The sequence below is a fragment of the Gordonia rubripertincta genome, from assembly GCF_038024875.1.
Taxonomy (GTDB): domain Bacteria; phylum Actinomycetota; class Actinomycetes; order Mycobacteriales; family Mycobacteriaceae; genus Gordonia; species Gordonia rubripertincta.
In genome coordinates this window covers 1,884,692-1,907,004 of sequence record NZ_CP136136.1, presented here as the reverse complement: position 1 = coordinate 1,907,004, position 22,313 = coordinate 1,884,692, and the positions used below count along the sequence as shown (strand labels likewise).

21 protein-coding genes and 2 pseudogenes are annotated in these 22,313 nt (G+C 68.7%); 18 read left to right on the top strand and 5 right to left on the bottom strand.

Annotated elements, in window-relative coordinates; translation table 11 throughout:
- Positions 1 to 22: 22 nt before the first annotated feature.
- The 5 genes from glp to RVF83_RS08580 all read left to right on the top strand — a co-directional run bounded on the left by glp (position 23) and on the right by RVF83_RS08580 (position 6,175).
- Positions 23 to 1,282 (top strand): gephyrin-like molybdotransferase Glp, encoded by a 1,260-nt coding sequence (gene glp, locus RVF83_RS08600; protein WP_005199099.1) that lies wholly within the window; start codon positions 23 to 25, stop codon positions 1,280 to 1,282.
- Positions 1,283 to 1,370: 88 nt separating this feature from the next.
- Positions 1,371 to 2,099 (top strand): phosphatidylserine decarboxylase, encoded by a 729-nt coding sequence (locus RVF83_RS08595; RefSeq protein WP_005199100.1) that lies wholly within the window; start codon positions 1,371 to 1,373, stop codon positions 2,097 to 2,099.
- A 56-nt stretch (positions 2,100 to 2,155) separates the two neighbouring features.
- The gene (locus tag RVF83_RS08590) at positions 2,156 to 3,199 is read left to right on the top strand and encodes a CDP-alcohol phosphatidyltransferase family protein (RefSeq protein ID WP_005199101.1); all 1,044 of its coding nucleotides are present in this window, start codon (positions 2,156 to 2,158) and stop codon (positions 3,197 to 3,199) included.
- Positions 3,196 to 5,466, top strand: coding sequence for an AAA family ATPase (locus RVF83_RS08585; protein ID WP_005199102.1), 2,271 nt, complete (start codon positions 3,196 to 3,198; stop codon positions 5,464 to 5,466). Before RVF83_RS08590 ends, RVF83_RS08585 begins: the two co-directional genes overlap by 4 nt.
- A gap of 55 nt (positions 5,467 to 5,521) precedes the next feature.
- Positions 5,522 to 6,175, top strand: a complete 654-nt coding sequence (locus RVF83_RS08580; RefSeq protein ID WP_005199103.1) for a TetR family transcriptional regulator — start codon at positions 5,522 to 5,524, stop codon at positions 6,173 to 6,175.
- Here RVF83_RS08580 and RVF83_RS08575 read toward each other — a convergent pair.
- A complete protein-coding gene (locus tag RVF83_RS08575) occupies positions 6,154 to 6,582 on the bottom strand; it encodes a hypothetical protein (RefSeq protein WP_039880592.1) in 429 nt (142 codons plus the stop codon). The genes RVF83_RS08580 and RVF83_RS08575 overlap by 22 nt on opposite strands.
- A 73-nt stretch (positions 6,583 to 6,655) precedes the next feature.
- On the opposite strand from RVF83_RS08575, the pseudogene RVF83_RS08570 reads away from it, so the two are divergent.
- The 6 genes and pseudogenes from RVF83_RS08570 (at position 6,656) to mnhG (ending at position 13,370) form a co-directional block, all read left to right on the top strand.
- Positions 6,656 to 9,633, top strand: a pseudogene (locus RVF83_RS08570) (Na+/H+ antiporter subunit A).
- The gene (locus RVF83_RS08565) at positions 9,630 to 10,319 is read left to right on the top strand and encodes a Na(+)/H(+) antiporter subunit C (protein WP_005199106.1); all 690 of its coding nucleotides are present in this window, start codon (positions 9,630 to 9,632) and stop codon (positions 10,317 to 10,319) included. The pseudogene RVF83_RS08570 and the gene RVF83_RS08565 overlap by 4 nt, the downstream one beginning before the upstream one ends.
- Positions 10,316 to 11,929 (top strand): Na+/H+ antiporter subunit D, encoded by a 1,614-nt coding sequence (locus RVF83_RS08560; RefSeq protein WP_005199107.1) that lies wholly within the window; start codon positions 10,316 to 10,318, stop codon positions 11,927 to 11,929. The genes RVF83_RS08565 and RVF83_RS08560 overlap by 4 nt, the downstream gene beginning before the upstream one ends.
- A pseudogene (locus RVF83_RS08555) lies at positions 11,926 to 12,781 on the top strand (Na+/H+ antiporter subunit E). Before RVF83_RS08560 ends, RVF83_RS08555 begins: the two are co-directional and overlap by 4 nt.
- Positions 12,778 to 13,041 carry a monovalent cation/H+ antiporter complex subunit F gene (locus RVF83_RS08550; RefSeq protein WP_005199109.1) on the top strand — a complete coding sequence of 88 codons (264 nt, stop codon included), beginning with the start codon at positions 12,778 to 12,780 and terminating at the stop codon, positions 13,039 to 13,041. The pseudogene RVF83_RS08555 and the gene RVF83_RS08550 overlap by 4 nt, the downstream one beginning before the upstream one ends.
- The gene (mnhG, locus tag RVF83_RS08545; protein WP_005199110.1) at positions 13,038 to 13,370 is read left to right on the top strand and encodes a monovalent cation/H(+) antiporter subunit G; all 333 of its coding nucleotides are present in this window, start codon (positions 13,038 to 13,040) and stop codon (positions 13,368 to 13,370) included. The genes RVF83_RS08550 and mnhG overlap by 4 nt, the downstream gene beginning before the upstream one ends.
- Positions 13,371 to 13,401: 31 nt before the next feature.
- On the opposite strand, the gene RVF83_RS08540 is transcribed toward mnhG, so the two are convergent.
- From RVF83_RS08540 to RVF83_RS08525, 4 genes are all read right to left on the bottom strand, one after another.
- A complete protein-coding gene (locus RVF83_RS08540; protein ID WP_005199111.1) occupies positions 13,402 to 14,523 on the bottom strand; it encodes a glutamate--cysteine ligase in 1,122 nt (373 codons plus the stop codon).
- 32 nt (positions 14,524 to 14,555) lie between these two features.
- Positions 14,556 to 15,236: a superoxide dismutase family protein gene (locus RVF83_RS08535; RefSeq protein ID WP_005199112.1), complete on the bottom strand. Its 681-nt coding sequence runs from the start codon at positions 15,234 to 15,236 to the stop codon at positions 14,556 to 14,558.
- A gap of 138 nt (positions 15,237 to 15,374) precedes the next feature.
- Entirely contained in the window at positions 15,375 to 15,860 is a 486-nt protein-coding gene (locus RVF83_RS08530) for a LytR C-terminal domain-containing protein (protein ID WP_005199113.1), read from the bottom strand.
- 47 nt (positions 15,861 to 15,907) lie between these two features.
- On the bottom strand, positions 15,908 to 16,252 hold the full coding sequence (locus RVF83_RS08525; protein ID WP_005199114.1) for a DUF3263 domain-containing protein: 345 nt from the start codon (positions 16,250 to 16,252) through the stop codon (positions 15,908 to 15,910).
- 251 nt (positions 16,253 to 16,503) lie between these two features.
- On the opposite strand from RVF83_RS08525, the gene RVF83_RS08520 reads away from it, so the two are divergent.
- From RVF83_RS08520 to RVF83_RS08490, 7 genes are read left to right on the top strand one after another with little or no spacing between them, the layout of a single operon-like run.
- Positions 16,504 to 17,118 (top strand): peptide deformylase, encoded by a 615-nt coding sequence (locus RVF83_RS08520; protein WP_005199115.1) that lies wholly within the window; start codon positions 16,504 to 16,506, stop codon positions 17,116 to 17,118.
- A gap of 30 nt (positions 17,119 to 17,148) precedes the next feature.
- A complete protein-coding gene (locus tag RVF83_RS08515; protein ID WP_005199116.1) occupies positions 17,149 to 18,162 on the top strand; it encodes an N-acetylglutamate synthase, CG3035 family in 1,014 nt (337 codons plus the stop codon).
- Positions 18,162 to 18,683 (top strand): ribonuclease domain-containing protein, encoded by a 522-nt coding sequence (locus tag RVF83_RS08510; RefSeq protein WP_005199117.1) that lies wholly within the window; start codon positions 18,162 to 18,164, stop codon positions 18,681 to 18,683. Before RVF83_RS08515 ends, RVF83_RS08510 begins: the two co-directional genes overlap by 1 nt.
- Entirely contained in the window at positions 18,680 to 19,162 is a 483-nt protein-coding gene (locus tag RVF83_RS08505; RefSeq protein WP_005199118.1) for a barstar family protein, read from the top strand. The genes RVF83_RS08510 and RVF83_RS08505 overlap by 4 nt, the downstream gene beginning before the upstream one ends.
- Before the next feature lie 58 nt (positions 19,163 to 19,220).
- Positions 19,221 to 19,850 (top strand): TetR/AcrR family transcriptional regulator, encoded by a 630-nt coding sequence (locus tag RVF83_RS08500; protein WP_051989305.1) that lies wholly within the window; start codon positions 19,221 to 19,223, stop codon positions 19,848 to 19,850.
- 32 nt (positions 19,851 to 19,882) lie between these two features.
- The gene (locus RVF83_RS08495) at positions 19,883 to 21,112 is read left to right on the top strand and encodes an oxygenase MpaB family protein (RefSeq protein WP_005199120.1); all 1,230 of its coding nucleotides are present in this window, start codon (positions 19,883 to 19,885) and stop codon (positions 21,110 to 21,112) included.
- Positions 21,109 to 22,269, top strand: a complete 1,161-nt coding sequence (locus tag RVF83_RS08490) for a DUF5995 family protein (RefSeq protein ID WP_341262014.1) — start codon at positions 21,109 to 21,111, stop codon at positions 22,267 to 22,269. The genes RVF83_RS08495 and RVF83_RS08490 overlap by 4 nt, the downstream gene beginning before the upstream one ends.
- Positions 22,270 to 22,313 lie beyond the last annotated feature (44 nt).

Below are 22,313 nucleotides of genomic sequence, written 5' to 3'. Positions count from 1 at the left end.
CTCACCTGGCATCCTGAGGCGCATGCGTACCGTCGCAGAGCATCAGGCCGTCGTCTCCGCATTGTTCGGCCCACCCGTTCCCGTCCGGCTGTCCCTGCCGGACGCGTTGGGCAGGGCCACGTTCGCCGACGTCGACGCGCCGCTCTCGTTGCCCGGCTTCGACAACTCGGCGATGGACGGATTCGCCGTCCTCGCCGACGATCTCGCGGACGCCTCCCCCGACTCCCCCGTCACGCTGCCCGTCGCCGCGGACATCCCGGCGGGACGCACCGACGCTCTCGCACTGACCCCCGGCACCGCGCATCGCATCATGACCGGTGCCCCGCTGCCGGCCGGCGCCGACGCCGTCGTCCCGGTGGAGCTGACCGACGCGGCGGTCGGCCCGGTCGCGGCCGCGGAGACGGTCACGTTCACGGCACCGGTCGAGTCCGGAAAACACATCCGGCGTGCGGGTTCCGACATCGGGCAGGGCGTCCGTGCCCTGCCCGCCGGGACCGTCATCGGGGCGCCGCAGATCGGGCTGCTGGCCGCGCTCGGGATCGCCGAGGTCACCGTCGCCCGGCCGTTGCGCGTCGTGGTCCTGTCCACCGGCTCCGAACTCGTCGAACCCGGAAAACCGTTGCAGCACGGCCAGATCTACGAGTCGAACGGAGCGATGCTCACCGCCGCCGCCATCGAGGCCGGCGCGATCGGCCGGCATGTGCACTTCGTCCCGGACGACACCGGCGACTTCCTCGAACGGCTCGACCAGGTCGCCGGCGAGGCCGATCTGATCATCACGTCCGGGGGTGTCAGCGCGGGCGCCTTCGAGGTCGTGAAGGACGCGCTGTCGGCCACCGGTTCCGTCGAGTTCGTGAAGGTCGCGATGCAACCCGGTATGCCGCAGGGCTGCGGTCACCACACCGCGTCCGACCGGCCCGACGGAACGCCCGGGCCCACCGTGCCGATCATCACACTCCCGGGCAACCCGGTCAGTGCCCTGGTGTCCTTCGAGGTCTTCATCCGGCCGGCACTCCGCGCCGCGATGGGGTTGCCACCGCAACGACGTCGGGTGACCGCCCGGCTCGGCGCCGACCTCCGCTCACCGCAGGGCAAGCGGCAGTTCCTCCGCGGAGTCCTCCGGACCGACGAGGACGGATCGGGCGTCGTCGTCGACCCGATCGGCCCGCCCGGCTCCCATCACCTCCGCTTTCTCGCCGAGGCGGACGCACTGATCGACGTGCCCACCGAGACCGACGGTCTGGCCGTGGGAACTCCGGTCGACGTGCTCGTTCTGCGCTGAGCTCTAAGCTGGACCGAAGTCGTACCCGACCCGTGGTGCGCAAGGTTTTCATCGAGCGGCCCGCATCGGGCACAACAGGAGGTAGATCGTGGCCAGACGTCCGCGTCCGGACGAGGGCAACACCGGCCGTGTCGCCCATTTCCTAGACCTGGCCCGTGAGACCATCCCGCCGATCCATCCGGCCGGTATCCCGTTCGTCGCCGCCCCCGCGGCGGTCGCGCTCCTGGGACGCCGCCACCGCTGGATCGCGCGGCCCGCGGCTCTGACCGCGGGCGCGTGTGCCGCGTTCTTCCGGCACCCGAGTCGTGTCCCGCCGACCGAGCCGGGCGTGGTGGTCGCACCCGCCGACGGCACGATCGCACTCGTCGACGAGGCCGTCCCACCGGCCGAATCCGGTCTGGGCACCGATCCGCTGCCCCGCGTCTCGACCTTCCTGTCGATCTTCGACGTGCACGTACAGCGTGTGCCGATCGCCGGAACGGTCACCGCGGTGACACACACGCCGGGCGCTTTCCTGTCCGCCGACCTGCCCGAGGCCAGCCGTGACAACGAGCGCACCACCATGACCATCCGTACAACGGCGACCGGCGGCGGCGCGGGACCCGACCTCGCGGTCGTGCAGATCGCGGGACTCGTCGCGCGCCGTATCGTCTGCGAGCCGAAGGTCGGTGACGCTCTGCAACTCGGTGACACCTACGGGCTCATCCGCTTCGGTTCCCGGGTCGACGTCTACTTCCCCAAGGACACCACGCCCCGCGTCTCGGTGGGTCAGCGCGCCGTCGGCGGCGAGACCCCCTTCGCCCACCTCGACCTCTGATCCGGCCTGTGAACCCCCAAGCTGCGAACTCATCCGACGGGCCCGCCGGACGCCGGGTGGGCGGGCCCGGAGTCCGCCGGCCGTCCAAGACCCGCGTCCCCACCGCGCGGTCGGCACGACGCCAGGCGCAGGCCCACGGCCCCGCACAAGCGAATCCGCGGGAACCCGAGGGGCGTCGTCTCCGCAAGCAGGCACAGGCCGGGCGCCTCATCATCCCTTCGTCGTTGACGATCCTCGCGATCTGCGCGGGCTTGACCGCGATGCGCTCCGCGACCACCGGCGACATCGACGCCGCCATGGGTCTGCTGGTGGCCGCCGCTTTTCTCGACGGGATCGACGGACGGGTCGCCCGCCTCATGGGGGCGACGAGCCGGATCGGCGCCGAGATCGACTCCCTCGCCGACGCCATCAACTTCGGTGTCGTACCGGCGATGATCGTCTACTTCTTCCTGCTCGACGGCCAGGACCTCGGCTGGGCACTCGCACTCATCTATTGCTGTGCGATCGTGCTGCGCCTGGCGAGGTTCAACACCCTGCTCGACGACGACGAAGCGCCCGCGTACACGCGGGACTTCTTCGTGGGGATACCCGCGCCCGCGGCCGCGATCTGTGCACTGCTGCCGATCGGCCTGGCCCAGCAGTTCGGTGACGGCTGGTGGACCTCGTTGCCGGCCGTCGGCGGCTGGCTCGTCCTGGTGGCCTTCCTCGCGGTCAGCCGCGTCCCGACCGCGTCCTTCAAGACCGCGTCGATCCCGTCCCGCGCGATCGCCGGGCTCCTGGTCCTCGTCGCGGTCTGCGCCGCTCTCCTGCTGACCTACCCGTACGTGCTGATGATGATCGGCATCCTCGCCTACGCGATCCACATCCCGTTCGCCTGGAGATCGCGGCGCTGGGTCGCCTCCCGACCCGAGTACTGGAACGAAAAACCCTCCGAACGACGTGCGCAGCGCAAGGCGTCGAAGGCCGCGCCTGGCGGCCGTCGACGTCGCCCGGTGCTGAAGTCGCAACGCAGGTTGGGCCTCAACCGGCCCACCGGCGCTCCGGTCGCCGCGCAGACCTCCGAGCCGGTTGCCGATCCGACCGAAAGCGAGACCGAATGAGCTCACCGGTGTCCCTGACGCTGACCGCGCGGCTCAACACCTCCGCGGCCGAGGCACGCCGCGGCATCATCCGGGTCCACCCCGAGGTGCTGACGGCGTTGTCGCTGCGGGAGTGGGATGCCGTGTCGATCACCGGCGCCCGCGTGACCGCCGCGGTGGTCGCGGCGACCGATTCGTCGGCGCCGACCGGGGTCGCCCTGCTCGACGAGATCCTCTTCTCCAATGCCGGGGTCAAGGAGAACGCCTCGGTCGTCCTGGCACCGGTCGTCGTGCACGGCGCGAGCCGGGTCGTCGTGCACGGTTCGGTGCTGGCCACGCAGTCGATCACCGAGTCCACGCTCCGACGCGCGTTGCTCGGAAAGGTGCTCTCGGTCGGCGACGCGGTGTCGCTGCTGCCCCGCGACCTCGGACCCGAACTGGCCGCCACCGAGGCGACTCGCGCCCTCGCCCGCTCGGTCGGTATCACCTGGACCACCGAACTGCTCACGGTCACCGGCACCGATCCGGGCTCGCCCGTCAGCGTCCAGACCAACACCGCCGTGTTGTGGTCGACGACCGCCGGCGAGGTGCCTCCGCTCGGTGACCGCGCCGGCTCCCCGCGAATCCCGGGCGCCCTCGGCATCGTGCCGGATGCGCCGGTCAGCGCACCGTCGCCGACGACGAGCGCCGCGCCCGTCGGTGTGGTCCCGGTCGAGGAACCCGACGTCCCGGTGCGGCCGGTGTCGGAGCTGGTCGGCGTCGACTCGCAGATCACCAAGCTCACCGAATGGCTGGCGATCACGCTCGACGAGCCCGATGTCCTGCGCACCCTGGGCGCCGCACCGCGCCTCGGCGTCCTGGTGACCGGGCCCGCCGGTGGCGGCAAGGCGACGCTGGTCCGATCGGTCTGCGCGAAGCGCACCCTCGTCGCCGTCGACGGCCCGACGACCGGCGCCACCGAACCGAACACCCGCCTGCGCACGGTCGCGGACGCGGTGGCCCGCGCCCGGGCGACCGGTGGGGTCCTGCTCATCACCGACATCGACGCCCTGCTGCCGTCCGAACCGGAGCCGGTCGCCACCCTCATCCTCGACGAGCTGCGCTCCGGCATATCCGACGGCCGCATCGCGCTGGTCGCGACCACCGCCGAACCCGTCCGCCTCGACTCACGCCTGCGTGACCCGTCGCTGTGCGACCGCGAACTGATCATCGGACTGCCCGACGCCGCGACCCGCGCACGGCTGCTGTCGGCGATCCTGTCGACCGTGCCCACCGAGGGCGAGCTCGACCTCGACTCGGTTGCCGCCCGCACCCCCGGTTTCGTCGCCGGCGACCTCGCCGCGCTCACCCGCGAGGCCGCGCTGCGCGCCGCGACCCGCGCCAGCGCCGGAAAGTCCGAACCCGCTCTCCGCACCGAGGATCTCGTCGGCGCGCTCGACGTGATCCGGCCGGTGTCCCGGTCGGATTCGCCCGAGGTGGTACTCGGTTCGATCACTCTGGCCGACGTCGGCGACATGATCGAGACCAAGCAGGCCCTGACCGAGGCCGTGCTGTGGCCGCTGCAGCATCCCGACACCTTCGCCCGGCTCGGCGTCGACCCGCCCCGCGGTGTGCTGCTCTTCGGTCCTCCCGGATGTGGCAAGACCTTTGTCGTCCGTGCGCTCGCCGCGTCCGGACAGCTGTCGGTCCACACCGTCAAAGGTGCCGAGCTGATGGACAAGTGGGTCGGCTCGTCGGAGAAGGCGGTCCGCGATCTGTTCGCCCGCGCCCGCGAGTCAGCACCGTCGCTGATCTTCCTCGACGAGGTCGACGCCCTGGCACCGCGTCGCGGACAGTCCACCGACTCCGGCGTCGCCGACCGCGTGGTCGCCTCCCTGCTCACCGAACTCGACGGCGTCGAACCATTGCAGGACGTGGTGGTGCTCGGCGCCACCAACCGGCCCGACCTCATCGATCCGGCGCTCCTGCGACCCGGACGCCTCGAACGACTCGTCTTCGTGCCGCCACCGGATGCCGCCGCCCGCGGGGACATCCTGCGCACCAGCGGTCGCGACGTCCCGCTCGACGACATCGACCTCGACGAGCTCGCCGCCGACCTGGAGGGCTACTCCGCCGCCGACTGCTCGGCGCTGCTCCGCGAGGCCGCGCTCTCGGCGATGCGCCGCGACATCAACGCGGCCGTGGTGACCGCCGACGACGTCGCCGAGGCGAGGAACCGGATCCGCGCGTCGCTCGATCCCGCTCAGGTGGAGAACCTCCGGGCCTATGCCGAGCGCCGGCTGGAGTGAGACGGCGGACCGTCTTCAGGCTCCGGTCGCGGGGCGAGAAACCAAGAGGTGACGAATGGCACGGCCGTCCAAACCGTTGATCAACCGTGAAGCCGCGGTGCAGGCGTCGCTCGAGATCATCGACGCTGAGGGCCTCGATGCGTTCAGTCTTCCGCGGCTGGCAACACACCTGGGAGTCCGGGCGCCGTCGCTGTATCACCACTTCCGGGACAAGAACGAACTACTCGCCGAAGTCGCGGTCCGGGTCGCCGGTCCGACTCGGCGCCCCCGCGTGAAGCCGGGACCGGACTGGCCCGAATACTTCATCAGGCTTGCCGTCAACTTCCGACAGTCTGTGCTCCGTCATCGGAATGCGGCACCGATCCTCCTGACGCATCTGCCGCGAGCGCACCTGCTCGCCGTTCAGGAGGACTGTGCATCGTTTCTCTCCGCGTCGGGCGTGCCCACGGAGCTGCACGTCCGAATCCTGGAGGGTGTACAGAGTCTCGTCATCGGCGGAGTGTTGATGGAGGCCTTGCACCCACCGCGCAGCCGGTCGTCGGTCGTGGGAGAAGTCTCGCCCGACACAGCGCCGCACCTGGCCCGAGCACTGGTGGACAACCACCTCACCCCGCGCCGGCTCTTCGAGTCGCGGGTGAGTGACCTCCTATACGGCACTATCCGGGAACACAGGTCCGGAGCCCGGGATCATTCGGCGTTGACCAGATAGAACACGGACGCGCCGCCACCTGCGGCCTGTGGCGATGCACCGACCTGGACCCAGTAGGTCGACCCGCCCTTGGCCGCGGACAGCACGGCGACGGACTGACCACCTTCGGTGGAGCGATGTGATTCGACGTAGCCGGCGTCGGTGAGCTTCTTCGTCGCCGCCTCCAGCTGGTTGCCGGCGTTCGCCGGCCCCTGGACGGTGACCTCCCAGCCGTCGGCCCGGGTGCCACTCGCAGAGAGGACGTGACCGTCGATCAGCGGCACCTGTGTGACCGGGAAGTCAGAGGGCAGCGGGACACCGTCCGGGCCTGCCTGTTCCTCGTCGCCGCACCCCACCAGGACGCCTCCGACCACGACAATCGATGCGAGTACCACAAGCAGGCGCCAGAGCCAGTCGAACCGGAACATACGGGCAACGGTAAAGTAGTCCCCGCGGGTGATCGCCCGTGACACCCCGCCGGGAGAAAGACGGAGTGCCCTTTTGATTTCTGTGTTGGCTGCGTTGGCAGTGTGCGCGCTGATCGCGCCCGCAGTCATCCACTGGATCGGCACCCGGGGTTTCTACATCCTCGCGCTCGCGCCGCTCGGCACCCTGATCTGGGGTGATCTCCCACTGGCCCGCCCCCGAGGCCGACCGCGCCGTCGTCGAGACGGTGAGCTGGGTTCCGTCGCTGCAGATGGACATCGCCACCCGGTTCGACACCCTCACGGCGATCCTGTCGGTCCTGATCCTTGGCGTAGGCGCCCTCGTCCTCTGCTACTGCGCCCACTACTTCGACGACGCCCGCCCGCGCGTCGCACTGTTCGGCGGCGAGATGGTCGCCTTCGCGGCGGCCATGTTCGGTCTGGTCATCTCCGACAACATGCTCGTGCTCTACGTGTTCTGGGAGCTCACGACCGTCCTGTCGTTCATGCTCGTCGGCTTCTACAACGTCCGCGCGACGGCCCGACGCTCGGCCACCCAGGCACTGCTGGTCACCACGTTCGGTGGTCTGGCCATGCTCGTCGGCATCATCATGCTGGGCGAACGGTCCGGGACCTATCTGCTCTCGGAGATCGTCTCGGCACCGCCGACCGGCGTGTACGTCGACATCGCGATCGTCCTGCTGCTCATCGGCGCACTCAGCAAGTCGGCCATCGTCCCGTTCCACTTCTGGCTCCCGGGCGCCATGGCCGCCCCCACCCCGGTCAGCGCCTACCTGCATGCCGCGGCGATGGTGAAGGCCGGCATCTACCTGATAGCGCGTCTTGCCCCGGGCTTCTCGGCCACCGCCAGCTGGCAGATCGCGGTCGTCGGCCTAGGTGCGCTGACAATGGTCCTCGGCGGTTGGCGTTCGCTCCGTGAACTCGACCTCAAGCTCATCCTCGCCTTCGGCACCGTCTCCCAGCTGGGGTTCATGGCCGTGCTCGTCGGCATCGGCGATGCGAACGTGGCCATGGCCGGTCTCGCCATGCTCGTCGCGCATGCCATGTTCAAGGCGTCGCTGTTCATGGTCGTCGGCATCATCGACCACGCGACCGGTACCCGCGACATCCGCAAGCTCGCACGTCTCGGGCATCGCCTCCCGGTGCTCGCGGTGACCGCTGCGCTCGCCGGCGCGAGCATGGCCGGCATCCCGTTCACCTTCGGGTTCATCGGAAAAGAGACCGCCTTCGCGTCGGTCTGGGACACCGGGGCCCTCAGCCCCTGGCAGGCCCACACCGTCGACATCGTCCTGCTGGTCGGATCGATCATCACCTGTGCGTATACGCTCCGCTTCCTCTGGGGCGCGTTCGGCCGCAAGGTCCGCAACACCCCCAGCCCGGCCGTGGCGAAAATGCACGCTCCCGCCTGGGCCTTCTACATCTCCCCGGTCGTCCTCGCGGTCGCCGGTGTGATCGCGGGCTTCGTCAGCGGACCGATCGGCGCCCTGTTCGAGCCCTACGCCGAGACCCTGAACAGCTACGGGCACGAGCTCGAACACCTCGCCCTCTGGCACGGGTTCGGTCTCCCGGTGATCTTCTCGATCATCGTCATCGTCGGCGGCGTGATCGCCTTCCTCGGCATCCGCCGCATCCGCGACCGCGTCTTCGGCTTCCGACCTCTGCTGAACGCCGACCGCATCTACGACGCCGCGCTGCGCTCGGCCGACACCATCTCGCTGTTGCTCACGCGCAACACCCAGCGCGGTTCGCTGCCCGTCACGCAGGGTGTCATCCTGTGCACCGCAATCCTCTTGCCCACGATCGTCCTGTTCCTGGGGTGCCCGGGACCAGTTGCAGATCGACTACGACGCCACCGCTGCCCAGTACGTCGTCGGCGGCATCATGATCGCCGCGGCGATCGCGGCGGTCGTCCTGCGAAACCGTCTCGCCGCGACACTCGTCGTCGGCATCACCGGCTACGGCTGCGGCATGCTGTTCGCCCTCTACGGCGCTCCCGACCTCGCGCTCACCCAGTTCCTGGTGGAGACGCTGACGCTGGTCATCTTCGTGCTGGTGCTGCGCAAGCTGCCGGCCGAGCCGGAGAAGCGGCACGCCACCGGCTTCAAGCCCCTGCGCGCGCTGATCGGCCTCGCCTTCGGCGCCATGCTCGTGGTGATCGGCCTGTACGCGGCGTCCGCACGCTCGACCGAACCACTGCACGTCGATCTCCCCGAGGCCGCCTACAAGTACGGCCACGGCGCGAACGCGGTGAACGTCCTGCTGGTCGACATCCGTGCCTGGGACACGCTCGGCGAGGTGTCGGTGCTGATCGCCGCCGCGACCGGCGTCGCCTCGATGGTGTTCCGCAACCGGCGCTTCGGCGCGGTACCACGCGTCGCCGACGCCGCTCGCCTGCAGGCCGGGATCAGCGACAACGACACCGATGACGACGACGATCCGATCCCACCGGACCGCACGACCTGGCTGCTCGGTTCGGGTCTGCGCGATCCGCGGCACCGGTCGATGGTCCTCGAGGCCACCACCCGACTGCTGTTCCCGACGATGGTGATCCTGTCGGTCTACTTCTTCTATGCCGGCCACAACTCGCCGGGCGGCGGCTTCGCGGGCGGTCTGACCATGGGTCTCGCGCTGGTCCTGCGCTACCTGGCGGGCGGCCGCTACGAACTGGGCGAAGCGCTGCCCATCGAACCGGGCCGCATCCTCGGTGCGGGCCTGGCGATCTCCGCGACGACCGCCGTCACCTCGATGTTCCTCGGGGCTCCCGCGCTCTCGTCGGCGGTTTTCGAGATCACCGTCCCGGTCCTCGGCGAGATCAAGCTGGTCACCGCCCTGTTCTTCGACCTCGGCATCTACCTCATCGTGATCGGCCTGGTGCTCGACGTGCTGCGCAGCCTCGGAGCCCGCCTCGACGTCGAGACGACGATGGCGCGCACCGCTGTCCGCACGCGAAACGATTCGGCCGCGATCCCGGCCGAGTCCGACGAGCCGACGGCCGAGAACGTTCCGACGGGAGAGGAGCGGGTGGCCCGATGAGCACCAACCTCCCGCTCCTCCTCGTCGTCGGGGCCATGGCCGCCTGCGGTGTGTACCTGCTCATGGAACGCAGCCTGGTCCGGATGCTGTTCGGCCTGCTCCTGGCCGGCAACGCGCTCAACCTGTTGATCATCGTGGTGTCCGGCGGCATGGGTAATCCGCCGATCCTCGGCCGGTCGTCGGAGAACCGTGCCGCCGACGCCGACCCGCTCGCCCAGGGAATGGTCCTGACCGCGATCGTCATCACCATGGGCGTCGCGGCCTTCGTCCTCGCGCTCGTCTACCGCCTGTTCGTGATCAACCGTGACGACGACGACCTCGAGGACGACGTCGAGGACGTCAAGATCAAGACCGGCACCCTCGACACGGCCCCCGACCGCGACCGCAGCGACGACCCGGTCACCCTGTCCGACACCGCGAGCGGCGACTACTTCGACGACTCGGGCAACCCGCTCTCCCCCGAGGAGGTCGCCGAACGGCACGCGGCGCTGCACGAGACCGACATCATGCCGACCGACTCCGACGTCATCGACGAGATCGGGTCCGACGACACCGACGACGACCCCGACCTCGTGGGCGACAAGATCCCCGAGGACGACTCCGACGACCCGAAGGTCATCGGGAGCTCCGGGGAGAAGGTCGACACCGACGACGCCGAACACGATCCCGAAGGGGGTGACCGATGATTCCGCAGCCGTCCTGGATTCCCGTCCTGATCACGCTGCCGACGCTGGTTCCCCTCGGGGCCGCCGCACTCTCGCTGCTCCTCGGCCGCAGCCCGCGGTTCCAGCGCGTGGTCGCCATCGCCGCGATCTCCGTCGCGTTCATCGCGTCGTGTCTGCTGCTCTTCCTGACCGACCGGCACGGCACCTTCGCGGTCGCCATCGGCGGTTGGGGCGACAAGGGGTTCCCCAACGGTCCGCTCGGCATCACGCTGGTCGTCGACCAGCTCGCCGCCCTGATGCTGGTCGTCTCGACGATCGTGCTGCTCTGCGTCATCGTGTACGCGATCGGCCAGGGTATCCGCGACGGCACCGCCCAGCAGCCGACGTCGATCTTCCTGCCGACCTACCTCATCCTGACCGCGGGTGTCTGCAACGCCTTCCTGGCCGGCGACCTGTTCAACCTGTACGTCTCCTTCGAGGTGCTGCTCACCGCGAGCTTCGTGCTGCTCACGCTCGGCGCCAGCGAGGAACGCGTCCGCGCCGGCGCGTCGTACGTGATGGTGTCGATGGTGTCGTCGCTGATCTTCCTGGCCGGCATCGCCTTCGCCTATGCCACCACCGGCACGCTGAACCTCGCCGAGATGTCGGTCCGCCTCGACGACGTCTCCGACGGCACCCGCAACGCGCTCTACGCCGTCCTGCTCGTGGCGTTCGGCATCAAGGCCGCCGTCTTCCCGCTGTCGACGTGGCTACCCGACTCCTATCCGACCGCACCCGCGCCGGTCACCGCGGTGTTCGCGGGCCTGCTCACCAAGGTCGGTGTGTACGCGATCGTCCGCGCCCACACCCTGCTGTTTCCCGGCGGGTCCATGGACACGGTTCTGATGGTGGCGGGTCTGCTGACGATGATCGTGGGTATCTTCGGTGCGATCGCCCAGTCCGACATCAAACGTCTGCTGTCGTTCACCCTTGTCAGCCACATCGGCTACATGGTCTTCGGCATCGCCTTGTCGTCGGAACTGGGGATGTCGGCGGCGATCTACTACGTCGCCCACCACATCCTCGTCCAGACCACGTTGTTCCTGGTGGTGGGACTCATCGAACGTCAGGCGGGATCGGCGTCGCTGCGCCGCCTGGGCGGCCTGATCGCCAGCCCCGTTCTCGCCATACTGTTCCTTGTCCCGGCGCTCAACCTGGGCGGGATCCCGCCGTTCTCCGGGTTCATCGGCAAGGTCGCACTCCTCGAGGCCGGCGCCCAGAACGGATCGGTGCTGGCCTGGATTCTGGTGGCCGGCTCGGTCGTCACCAGCCTCCTCACGCTGTACGTGGTGGCCCGCATCTGGACCAAGGGCTTCTGGCGGCCGCGGGCCGACGCCCCCGAGGGCGAACTCGCCGACCAGGGACCGTCCGCACTCATCGACGAACGCGATGACGGCGCCTTCTCCGAACGAGAGGACGTCGGCCGCATGCCGGCGATGATGGTTCTCCCCACGTTCGCGATGGTCGTCGCCGGTCTGGTGCTCACCGTGTGGGCCGGCCCGATCTTCGACTTCACCGACAGTGCCGCGACCGATGTCGTCCACCGCGGCGTGTACGTCGAGGCCGTATTGGGCGGAGGTGAAACACGATGACTTCCGGAGAACAACCCACCGGGAAGCACGATCAGAGTGCCCGGACCTCGGCACCCAGACGACGCGCGCCGGTGGTGTCCACCAAGGGACCCGTGCTGTCGCTGGTGATCAACACCTGGCGGGTGTCCCTGCTGTTCATCTTCTGGTACTTCGTCAGTGCACTGGTGTGGCTGCGCAACCACACGCGCCTGCCCAAGTGGCTCGGCAGCGACAGCCGTGAGGTCGGTGTCCGGTTGTGGACCATCGCCTGGCTGACCTTCGTCTGGGGTGTTGTTGTGGGGCACCGTCTCCTGGGCCAACGTCATCGGCGGTGTGGTCCTCGCGGTAGCGGTGCTCACCGTGCTACCACTGCCGCGTGTCCCCGTCGAGGGTCGAATCCACCCGCTGTCGGTGGCCCAGCTCGTCGTCCGGCTCGTCGTCGACTTCTTCATGTCGAGTCTGCAGATCGGTTGGATGGCCATCCGCCCCGGCCGGCCGCCGCTCGGCGCCGTCGTGCGCGTCCGGGTCGCGATCAAGTCCGACATGGTCCTCACCCTGGCCGTCGACTACCTGAACCTCGTGCCCGGCACGATGGTGCTCGAGATCGACCACCGCCGTCGCATGCTGTACGTCCACGTCTTCGACGTCCGGTCGGAGAAGAAGGTGCGCGCGTTCTACGACCAGGTCGCCTACGTCGAGCGCATGTTCATCAAAGCCTTCGAGCGGGACAGCGAATGGCATCCCAGCCCGTACCACGGCATCGACGAGGACTTCCATCACGTGCGGCCCATCCAACCGGTCGCCGGTGCGCAGTCGGCGGACAACCCGACCGCGGCGCCGGAGACCTCCCGCTCGGATCGAGGTGAGTCATGAGCGTCGTGTGGACGATCGCGGCGACGATGCTTCTCGTCTCCGCGATCCTGACGATGATCGCCATCCTGCGCGGACCGTCGACGCTGGACCGTCTGGTCTCGCTCGACGTCCTCATCGCGCTGTGCATGTGCGGTCTCGGCGTGTGGGCGGCCTACAGCCTCGATTCGACGGTCGTGCCGGCCATCGTCGCGCTGTCACTGCTGAGCTTCGTGGGATCGGTGGCGATCGCCCGATTCCGAGTCCGGGATGACCAGACATGATCGTGGATATCGTCAGTGGGACGCTGATCCTCACCGGCTGCCTCATGGCCGTGACCGCCGCCATCGGCCTGGTGCGGTTCCCGGACACGTTGAGCCGCATGCACGCCGCCACCAAGCCGCAGACCTTCGGCCTGCTGCTGATCCTGCTCGGCGCGGTGGTCCGCCTCGGCGACAACGTCGACAGCGGGATGCTCATCCTCGCCGGGCTCTTCGCACTGATCACCGCACCGGTGGTCGCACACCGGATCGGCCGCCTCGCCTACCAGGAGCAGCGCGCCCGCGACGGCCTCATGGAGGAGCGGGACATGGAGTCACCCGACCGGGACTGACGCTCCCTGAGCGGAGGGGCGTATCGAAGGGTCAGTCCAGCTCGGCCACAACCGATGCGACGACATCGCGCATCGAGTGGGTGTCGCGGTACACGGCGCGTTGCCGCTGATAGCTGGCGCCCTGCGTGATGATGCGCTCCACGCCGGCGAGTTCGTCGACGCAGCCGAGGTCGCGTGCGATCGGCTGGAGGCGTTCGAGCAGCCGGTGCAGATCGTCGGTGACGAGTTCCTCCCGGCACTGCCCGTCGAGGATGACTATGGCGTCGAGGCCGTATCGCGCTGCGCGCCACTTGTTCTCCTGGACCAGCCAAGGTGCCATCGTCGGCAGGGTCTCCCCCGCCGAGAACCGGCGGTCGAGGTCGACGACGAGACAGTGGATCAGTGCGACGATCGCGGAGAGCTCGTCGAGGTTGGTCATGCCGTCGCAGACGCGGACCTCGATGGTGCCGAGATGCGGCGACGGGCGGATGTCCCAGCGGATCTCGTTGAGGTGGTCGATGATGCCGGTCGTCTTCTGGTCGGCGACAAAGGCCTCGAACTGGTCCCACGTCTCGAACTGGAACGGCAGTCCCGCGGTGGGGAGCTGCTGGAACATCATCGCGCGGTTGCTGGCGTAGCCGGTGTCCTGACCGGCCCACATCGGCGACGACGAAGACAGCGCCAGCAGGTGCGGGTAGTAGTTGAGCAGGGAGTCGAGGATCGGGAGCACCTTGTCGCGGTGGCTGATCCCGACATGGACGTGGACGCCCCAGATGAGCATCTGCCGACCCCACCACTGGGTGCGTTCGATGAGCTCGGCGTAACGGTGACCTTCGGTCAGCAACTGCGTCGAGTACTCGGCGAAGGGATGCGTGCCGGCGCCGTAGAGGTCGACGCCGAGTTCCTCGGTGAGCACGCGGACCACCCCGAGCGTGTCGGTGAGGTCCGCGATCGCCTCACCAGTGGTCCGGCAGATGCCGGTCACCAGTTCGACGGTGTTGCGGAGCAACTCCTTGTGGATCTTTCCCAGGCGTTCGGGGTGATGCTCCTCGACCGATGCGAAGAGCGCTGCCGCCGAGTTCGACAGATCGCCGGTGACCTTGTCGGTCAGCGCGAATTCCCACTCGACCCCGAGCGTCGGGGTCGGCGATCCGTCGAACTCGATCGGAGACATGGACGGCCGCGTTCCCTGAGGGATCGCGGGTCCTAGCTCTTCTCTTCGATGACGCCGCAGGCGATGCGGGAGCCGGCGTCACCGGTCTTCAGCGTGTCTTCCTTCGGTCCGCCCGGGTACTTGTCGGCCGGGATGTTGCCGAAGTTGTCGGGCTTCTCGTGGATCATGATGGCCTTGCCGAAGATCTGCTCCAGCTTCACCGCGTCGGTGGTGGTGACGGTACGGCCCGTGTGGTCTTCGAGGATGTTGATCGAGACCAGGTCACCGCTCGCGGGGTGGCTGGTCTTGCCGTCGACCTGCAGGTGCCCGCCCGCCGAGGTGAAGGCCTGTGCCCCACCGGAACCGGCGTCGCAGGTGCCGTTCTCGTGGATGTGCATGCCGTGGAAGCCGGCGGGGAGGTCACCGTCGGTGACACGCACGCTGACCGTGACCGGGCCGTCGCCCTGGGACTCGGCCGAGAAGGTGGCCTCGCCGACGACCTTGCCGGAGGTGTCCTTGATCTCGGCGGTCGCGACCTGACCGCTGGGCTCGCCGTCGACGTTGTCCGCGGCGCCCGGGGGCAGCGGCTTGTCGGAGACCACCGGCGGCGTCGTGCCGGGGACATCCGTGGGGTTCTGGTCGGGGCTGCAACCGGCCAGGGCCAGCCCGATCAGGCCCGCGGAAGCCAGCGCGGCGAGCGCGCGCGACGCGGTGATGTTCGAACGTCCGGACATGTCACTCCTTGATCACTGTCACCGGGGCTGCGCCCGGTTCGGGGCGGTTCACTGGGCGTCGGCCCAACGGTGCGCGACGACTACACCGCGCGCGGTTGAAGTTGTGCGATTGCTCTGACGATAGTCCGGCCGCCTGCGTCACGATCCACTGACCGCGTTCACCACGATCACCGGGACACCGCCCTTGCATCGGGTGAACGAACTGGGGCGTTCCTCGACGGAGACCGTGCCGCCCAGAGTCTCCGCGAGTTCTTCGGCCTGGGCCTTGTCGGAGTCCGAGTCGTAGAAGATCGTGTTCTCACTGAAGCCGCCGGCGGTGTAGTTGCCGGGCTGGGCCATCGTGTAGCCCTTCTCCTTCAGCAGGTCACTCACATCCGAGGCGAGTCCGGACACCTGGCCGGCGTTGATCACGCACACCCGCTTCGTCGTCGTCACGGCGGAGGTCGACGAGGTGGTGGAGGCGGGAGTCGGGGTGGCGGTCGCGGTGGTCTCGGTGGCCTGGGGTTCGCTTCCCGACGTCGCCGCGGAATGCCAGCCGAGCCCGATGAAGACGACGGCCACTGCGAAGAGCATCATCGCCCCCGCGCGCAGCGGCAGGCGATTGGGCTCACGGTCTGCATTCATCACCGACGACCTTAACGCACCTCGGGTGGCTGACCGGGGTCAGCGTCTCAGGTGATCTCGAAGCCGAGACGGCGCGCGGCGCGGGCCTTCTGGCGCGACGCACGGAGACGGCGGAGTCGCTTGACGAGCATGGGATCCGCCGCCAGCGCCTCCGGACGGTCGACCAGCGCGTTGAGCACCTGGTAGTACCGGGTCGCCGACAGACCGAACAGTTCCTTGATGGCTTCTTCCTTGGCACCGGCGTACTTCCACCACTGCCGCTCGAAGGCCAGGATGTCGTGTTCCCTGCGCGTCAAGCCGTCTGCGCCGACCTCATGCGGGTCGAGCTGGGCTCCGTTGTCGGGGGTGGGTTGATCGCCGTCGTTCTGGCTACGCGCGGTTGCGCCGTCCATCTCACTCCCTCACCGATAAAACCTGATGACACTCGCACCGCCGCTGATGTGCCGGACCTATAGACCGAATCCGAATCGGCCAACCGGGCCACGACGTCAAATCACAACGGTGTGGTTCGGAGACAATCTAACCACGGTCACGCCGTCTGATCGTGCTGTGACTCGCCACGACGCACGGGCATCCGCGCCCCGTCGAACGACGCCGTACCCGGCGTCGTTCCGGCGCCCTGAGCAGCGATAGGGTGATCGACATGTCGATTCTCCCGATCTGCATCGTGGGCGAGCCGGTGCTGCACCAGCCCACCTCCCCGGTCCCGCTCGACGCGGACGGCCGTCCGTCGCCGGAGGTCATCACACTCCTCGACGACATGTTCGACACCATGGACGCCGCCCACGGCGTCGGACTGGCCGCCAACCAGGTCGGGGTCGGGTCCCGCATGTTCGTCTACGACTGCCCCGACGGCGACCGCATGGCGACCCGCCGCCGCGGCGAGGTGATCAACCCGGTCCTCGAGACCTCCGAGATCCCCGAGACCATGCCCGACCCCGACGACAACGACGAGGGTTGCCTGTCGGTGCCGGGTGAGCAGTTCCCCACCGGCCGCGCCGACTGGGCGCGCGTCACCGGCGTGGACCGCACCGGCGCCGAGGTCGTCATCGAGGGCAACGGCTTCTTCGCCCGGATGCTGCAGCACGAGGTCGGTCACCTCGACGGTTTCCTCTACGTCGACGTGCTCGTCGGCCGTAATGCGCGTGCCGCGAAGAAGGCCATCAAGCGCAACAAGTGGGGAGTCCCGGGACTGACCTGGCTGCCGGGCGCCGTCGCCGACCCCTTCGGGCACGACGACGATGACGACGAAGACTGACCGCCACTGAACGGGCCACACCGGACGACAGTGTCCCAACTGCACACCACGAATTCGGGCGCCGTGATCGGCGACCGCGTCGTGGTGCGCTATCTGCTCGGTGAGGCGACGCCCGCCGACTGGCGCGGCAATCCCGATGCGGCGCAATCGGATGTCACCGGCGTCCTGCTCGACGACACCGATCCGCTCCGCCTCGAACGCGACGGTGAGGTGGTGTCGATCCCGGCCGCCGCCATCACCTCGGTGAAGCTGCTCTCGGCGAGACCAGTGCGTAACAAGGAGATCCGCGCACTGGAAAGCGTCGCCGCCCGATCGTGGCCGGGCGTGGAGACCGCGTGGATCGCCGGGTGGTTCGTGCGCGCCGGACACGGGTTCAGCCGCCGTGCGAATTCCGCCATCCCGTTGGACATGTCAGCCCACCCGGATGCGACGACGCTCGCCCGGATCACGCAGTGGTACGCCGAACGAGACCTTCCGCCCCTCCTCGCGCTCCCCGAGCGTCTGCTGAAGGCCGCCACCGTCGGAGGCACCGAGGACCTCGAGGTGCAGATGCTCACCTCCGCCGTGGCGCCGTTGAAGGAACGGCTGGCCGGGGCCCGTTCCGACGCGGTCCGTCTCGCCAATCGGCCGGACACCGACTGGCTGGCCGCCTACACCGGGCACCGCGCCGGCGACGACACCGGCTCCGTGCGGCAGGTGGTGACCGCCGGTGACGGGCCGCCGGTCTTCGCCGCGATCCGCGCCGCCGAGTCGTCGGCGGCCGTCGCGATCGGTCGCGGCGTGGTCACCGAATCCCCCGACGGCCGACGATGGCTGGGATTGTCGGCGCTGTGGACCGAGCCGGAGCGACGCCGGACGGGGTTGTCCTCACAGATCCTCGCGGAGCTGGTTGCGTGGGGGGCCGAGCACGGCGCCGATCACGCCTATCTGCAGGTCGAGACGACCAACCGTCTCGCCGGAGCCTGGTACCGCCGGCTCGGCTTCGGCCTGCACCACAGCTACCGCTACGTCATGCTCGACACTCCCGCGCCCGGAGACCACTGATGCCCAGCCGTTCACGCTCGACGCCGACCGTCGCCCGACGCCGTCGGCAGGCCGCGATCACCACCGCCGCTCTCGTCGTCATCGCGCTGGTGTTCTCGATCACCTGGTTCATCAACGGCGGCAGCGACTCCGGGACCGACGAGCCTGTCTCCACAGGTTCGGTCTCGTCGAAGAGTTCGACGGTCCGAACCTCGGCCGCCGAGACCACGGCGAAGACGCCGACGCCCGCTGCGGTACCTGCGCACGTCACGCGCACGCTCGCCCTCATCGACGCCGGTGAGTGGCCGGAGGCGGCCCGCGCACCGGGGACCAAGGGCGGAATCACCTTCCGTAACAACGAGCGTCGTCTGCCGGTCACGGACGTCGACGGCCGCCGGGTCGCCTACCGGGAATGGGACGTCAACTCCAAGGAGCCCGGTCGCGGCCGGGACGCCGAGCGGATCGTCACCGGCAGCGACGGAACCGCCTGGTACACAGCCGATCACTACCGGTCGTTCATCCTGATTCGAGGACCGTCATGACCCTCAGCGAGTTCCTGTCCGGCGCAGGCCAGGGCGGCCCCGCCGTCGCCGTCACCACCGCGCCGAGACTTCCCGATCTCGGGCCCGACACCCGCATGCGCACGGTCAGCGGCACCACCGCGACCACTCTCGGCGGCCTCTACACCTCGTTTGCCCGCGTCTGGGATTTCCCGGACCACTTCGGGCGCAACAAGGACGCCTTCGACGACTGCATGCGAGACCTCGCCACCCCCGGCGACGAGGGAGGCGTCCCGCCTGTGATCGTCGTCCACATCAGCCACGCGCATCGGTTGCTGAATTCCGACGACACGGGCTTCACGTGGTTCGCGCAGTCCGTCGAGTTCTACCGCGACGAGTACCGGGGAGAGGGACGCACCTTCGCGGTGATCCTGTCGACCTCCGATTCACGCCTGGGCGAGGTCCGGGCCCGCTGGTCCGACGCAGGCGTGGCGGTCACCGATCTGACGCATCTGCGCTGACCCGGGCATCCCGGCTCACGACCCTCATCGCATCCTCCCGTCGTAACCTGGGGCGGACATGACTACAGAACCGGCACGACGCGGTCGAGGCCGCCCACCGGGCCCGCCGGTGGACCTCGACGCCCGTCGAGAGGACCTGCTCGACGCGGCCGAGGCCGCAATCCACAGTTCCGGAGCGGAGGTCGGGCTCGCCGAGGTCGCCAAGGCGGCCGGACTCACCCGGTCGGCGGTGTACGCGGCGTTCGCCGACCGGGACGCGCTCATGACCGCACTGGCGGCGCGGCATGCGCGCAAGATCGTGGAGAAGCTCACCGTCGTGGTCAGCGGAACCGTCGAACCCGCCGATCAGACGCGCGCCGCCATCGACATCCTGGCGGAATGGTTCGACACCGAACCGCAACTTGCCCAGCTCCTCACCGGCCGGCTCGACCAGTCCGCCGGCGGGGAGTCCGGGGCCGTGGTCAGCGCGATCGCCGAGATCCTGCGCGCGGGTTTCCGCGCACGTGGTGGCGACGACGCCCCGGCCGAATCCTGGGCGCACGCGCTCGTGGGCGCGGTCTCGTCGACGGTGAACTGGTGGTCACGCAACCGGTCGATTCCGCGGTCGACGCTGGTCGATCACCTCCATCTCCTCATCTGGTCCGGTTTCGAAGGGGTCGACGGCAGGGCGAACACCCGCAACCCTTGACCGCGACCCAGTAAAAAGACACACTGTCTTTTATGAACGCCGTGAGCACTGTCACCCCGCAACGCGCCGCCTCGATCACCGGCGCCCGAAACTGGGCGGAGGTGAGGTCCGCCCATCCGGAACAGGTCGATGCGATGGCCGACGGTTTGATGGTGGGCGACCCAGCCGCCGACGCCGCCATCGCCGAGATGCTCTCCGGCGAGGGATGGTCGTGGTCTCAGATCATCGCCGCCGTCGACGATCCGTCCTCGGGCGCCGACGCCCCACCCGCCCTGCGGCGCGTCCTCGACCAGGCCTCGCACACGCCACCGTGGTTCGACCCGGCCGTCGCACGCGCCGGCGCCGAGGCGTGGTGGCGTTTCGGTTCGCTGCAGTCGAGCACCTTGTACCAGTCGCTGATCTACGGCTATCAGGCCCGTGGATTCACCCGCCCCTTGGTGGAGACCGGTCGATTCACCGAAGGCACCTGGGACCGCGTCGTCGCCACCGGACGGTGGGTCACCCTCGCCACGGCACCCGGAATGATGGAACCCGGCAAACCCGGTTGGTCTCAGACACTGCGAATCCGCTTGGTGCACGCCATCGTTCGCCACCACCTGCGGACAGCCGAAAAGTGGGACGACGAACGGTGGGGCGTTCCGATCAACCAGACGTACTCACAGCTGACGATCACTGCCGGCTTCCTCGTCCTGCCGCTCCGGGTCGCCAAGGATCTCGGAATTCACTACTCTCGAGCCGAACTCGAGGCGATCACCCACCTGTGGCGATGGATCGGCTGGGTGATGGGCGTCGACGAGCACCGGCTCCCGACGAGCTTCGCCGACGCCCGCCGAACGGACCACATCGGGCGCGAATTCCACCTGACCCCACCGGAAGAGTCCAAGCTGCTCGTCCAGGCTCTCCTCGACGACGGATACCGGACGGATCTCCGGCTCCCCAAACCACTCAACAACGCCGTACACCGGTTGTCGCGACCGTTCCTCCGTACGCTGTTCGCCTCGGTGTCGACCCGCTGGGTCGACGACGAGGTCGCTGCCGCAATGGGTTTGCGGTCCACGCCGCTACATCACCTGGTGGCCCTGGCGAGACCGGTCGTGCGTTCCCGGGAGATGGCGCGCGGCGCCGGCCTGCTCGGCTCCGAGCGGACGGTCGCCAACCGTGAATTGCACCGCGTCACCACACAACTCGGCATCGACCTCGGAAACATCATGTCGACCCGCTACGACGCCGCAGATACCGGCCACCTGGAGACCGTCGCATGACCGCCGGCTTCACCCTTCGCCAGAAACTCCACTGCAGTCCCGCGGCCGCGTGGAATCTGCTGACCGATCCCGACCAGATGTGCCGGTGGTCGTCGGCACCGATCAGCCCACTGTCCAGCGGACCGCAGGATCGGTTCGACACCCCGGGCGCACTACGCATGGTGACGCTCCCGGGAGGCCGGGCCAAGCTGCGCGAAGTCATCGAAGATGCGGAATTTCCAACCACATTCAGGTATCGCGTGTATGACGGCGGCCCCCTCTTGGTGGACCACCACGGTCATCAGGAACTCGTCGAGACCTCCGATGGCGTCGAGGTGCATTGGACCGTCCACATGACACTCTTTCCCGGCGTGCTGTCGCATGTCATGGCCCGCAAGATCCGCGGCGAGGTACAACGGTCCCTCGAGGTCATGGCGACAATCGCCACCGAGCTCGACGACGCGCCGCTCATTCCCCCGAGCACCCACCCCCGCCGCGAACCCGACGACCTCGACGACCTGGTGGCCTCCGCACTCGCGATCCGCGACCTACAGCAACAGATCGCCGATGACCTCGCCGGCTCCGACGACCCGAAGCAGTGGTTCGCCCGCGTCTACCAGTACGTGACCGAGACGATGATCGACGCGGCCACCGGACGTCTCGAACTGGGATTGACCCACCCCGATTGGGTTCTCGCGATCATCCCGGTCTTCCACGACTACTTCGCCCGCAATCTGCACGCCTACCGAAGCGGCGGCGACGTCGAGGAACCGTGGCAGATCGCGTGGTCAACCTGCGAGATCGTCAACCCGGAGAAGCCACATCTGCCGGTGATGGAGGGACTCCTTGCCGGGGTGTCGGCACACATCGAGGCGGACTTGCCGCGTGCGCTCGCGCAAGTGCATCTCGACCGCTATCCCGACCGCGACCTCCGCGAGTTCCGGCCCGACTACCTCAGGCTCGCACCGGTCTTCACCATCGCCTCCGACCGGTTGCTCGCCGATCTGCCCCGGAGCCACAAGCCCTGGTGGGCCGGGATCGCAGGCCGGTTCAACACCCCAATTCCGCGACGCCTTGCTCGCCCGCACCGGCTACGACGTGGCCCGGCATCGCGTCCGAGCGTTCGAACGCGCCGTGGAGTTGGCCGCGAACCGCCGGTGACCACGAAGACATGGTGAGATGACGTCGCGGACCCTATTGGACCTCTAGGATCAGGGGCCAG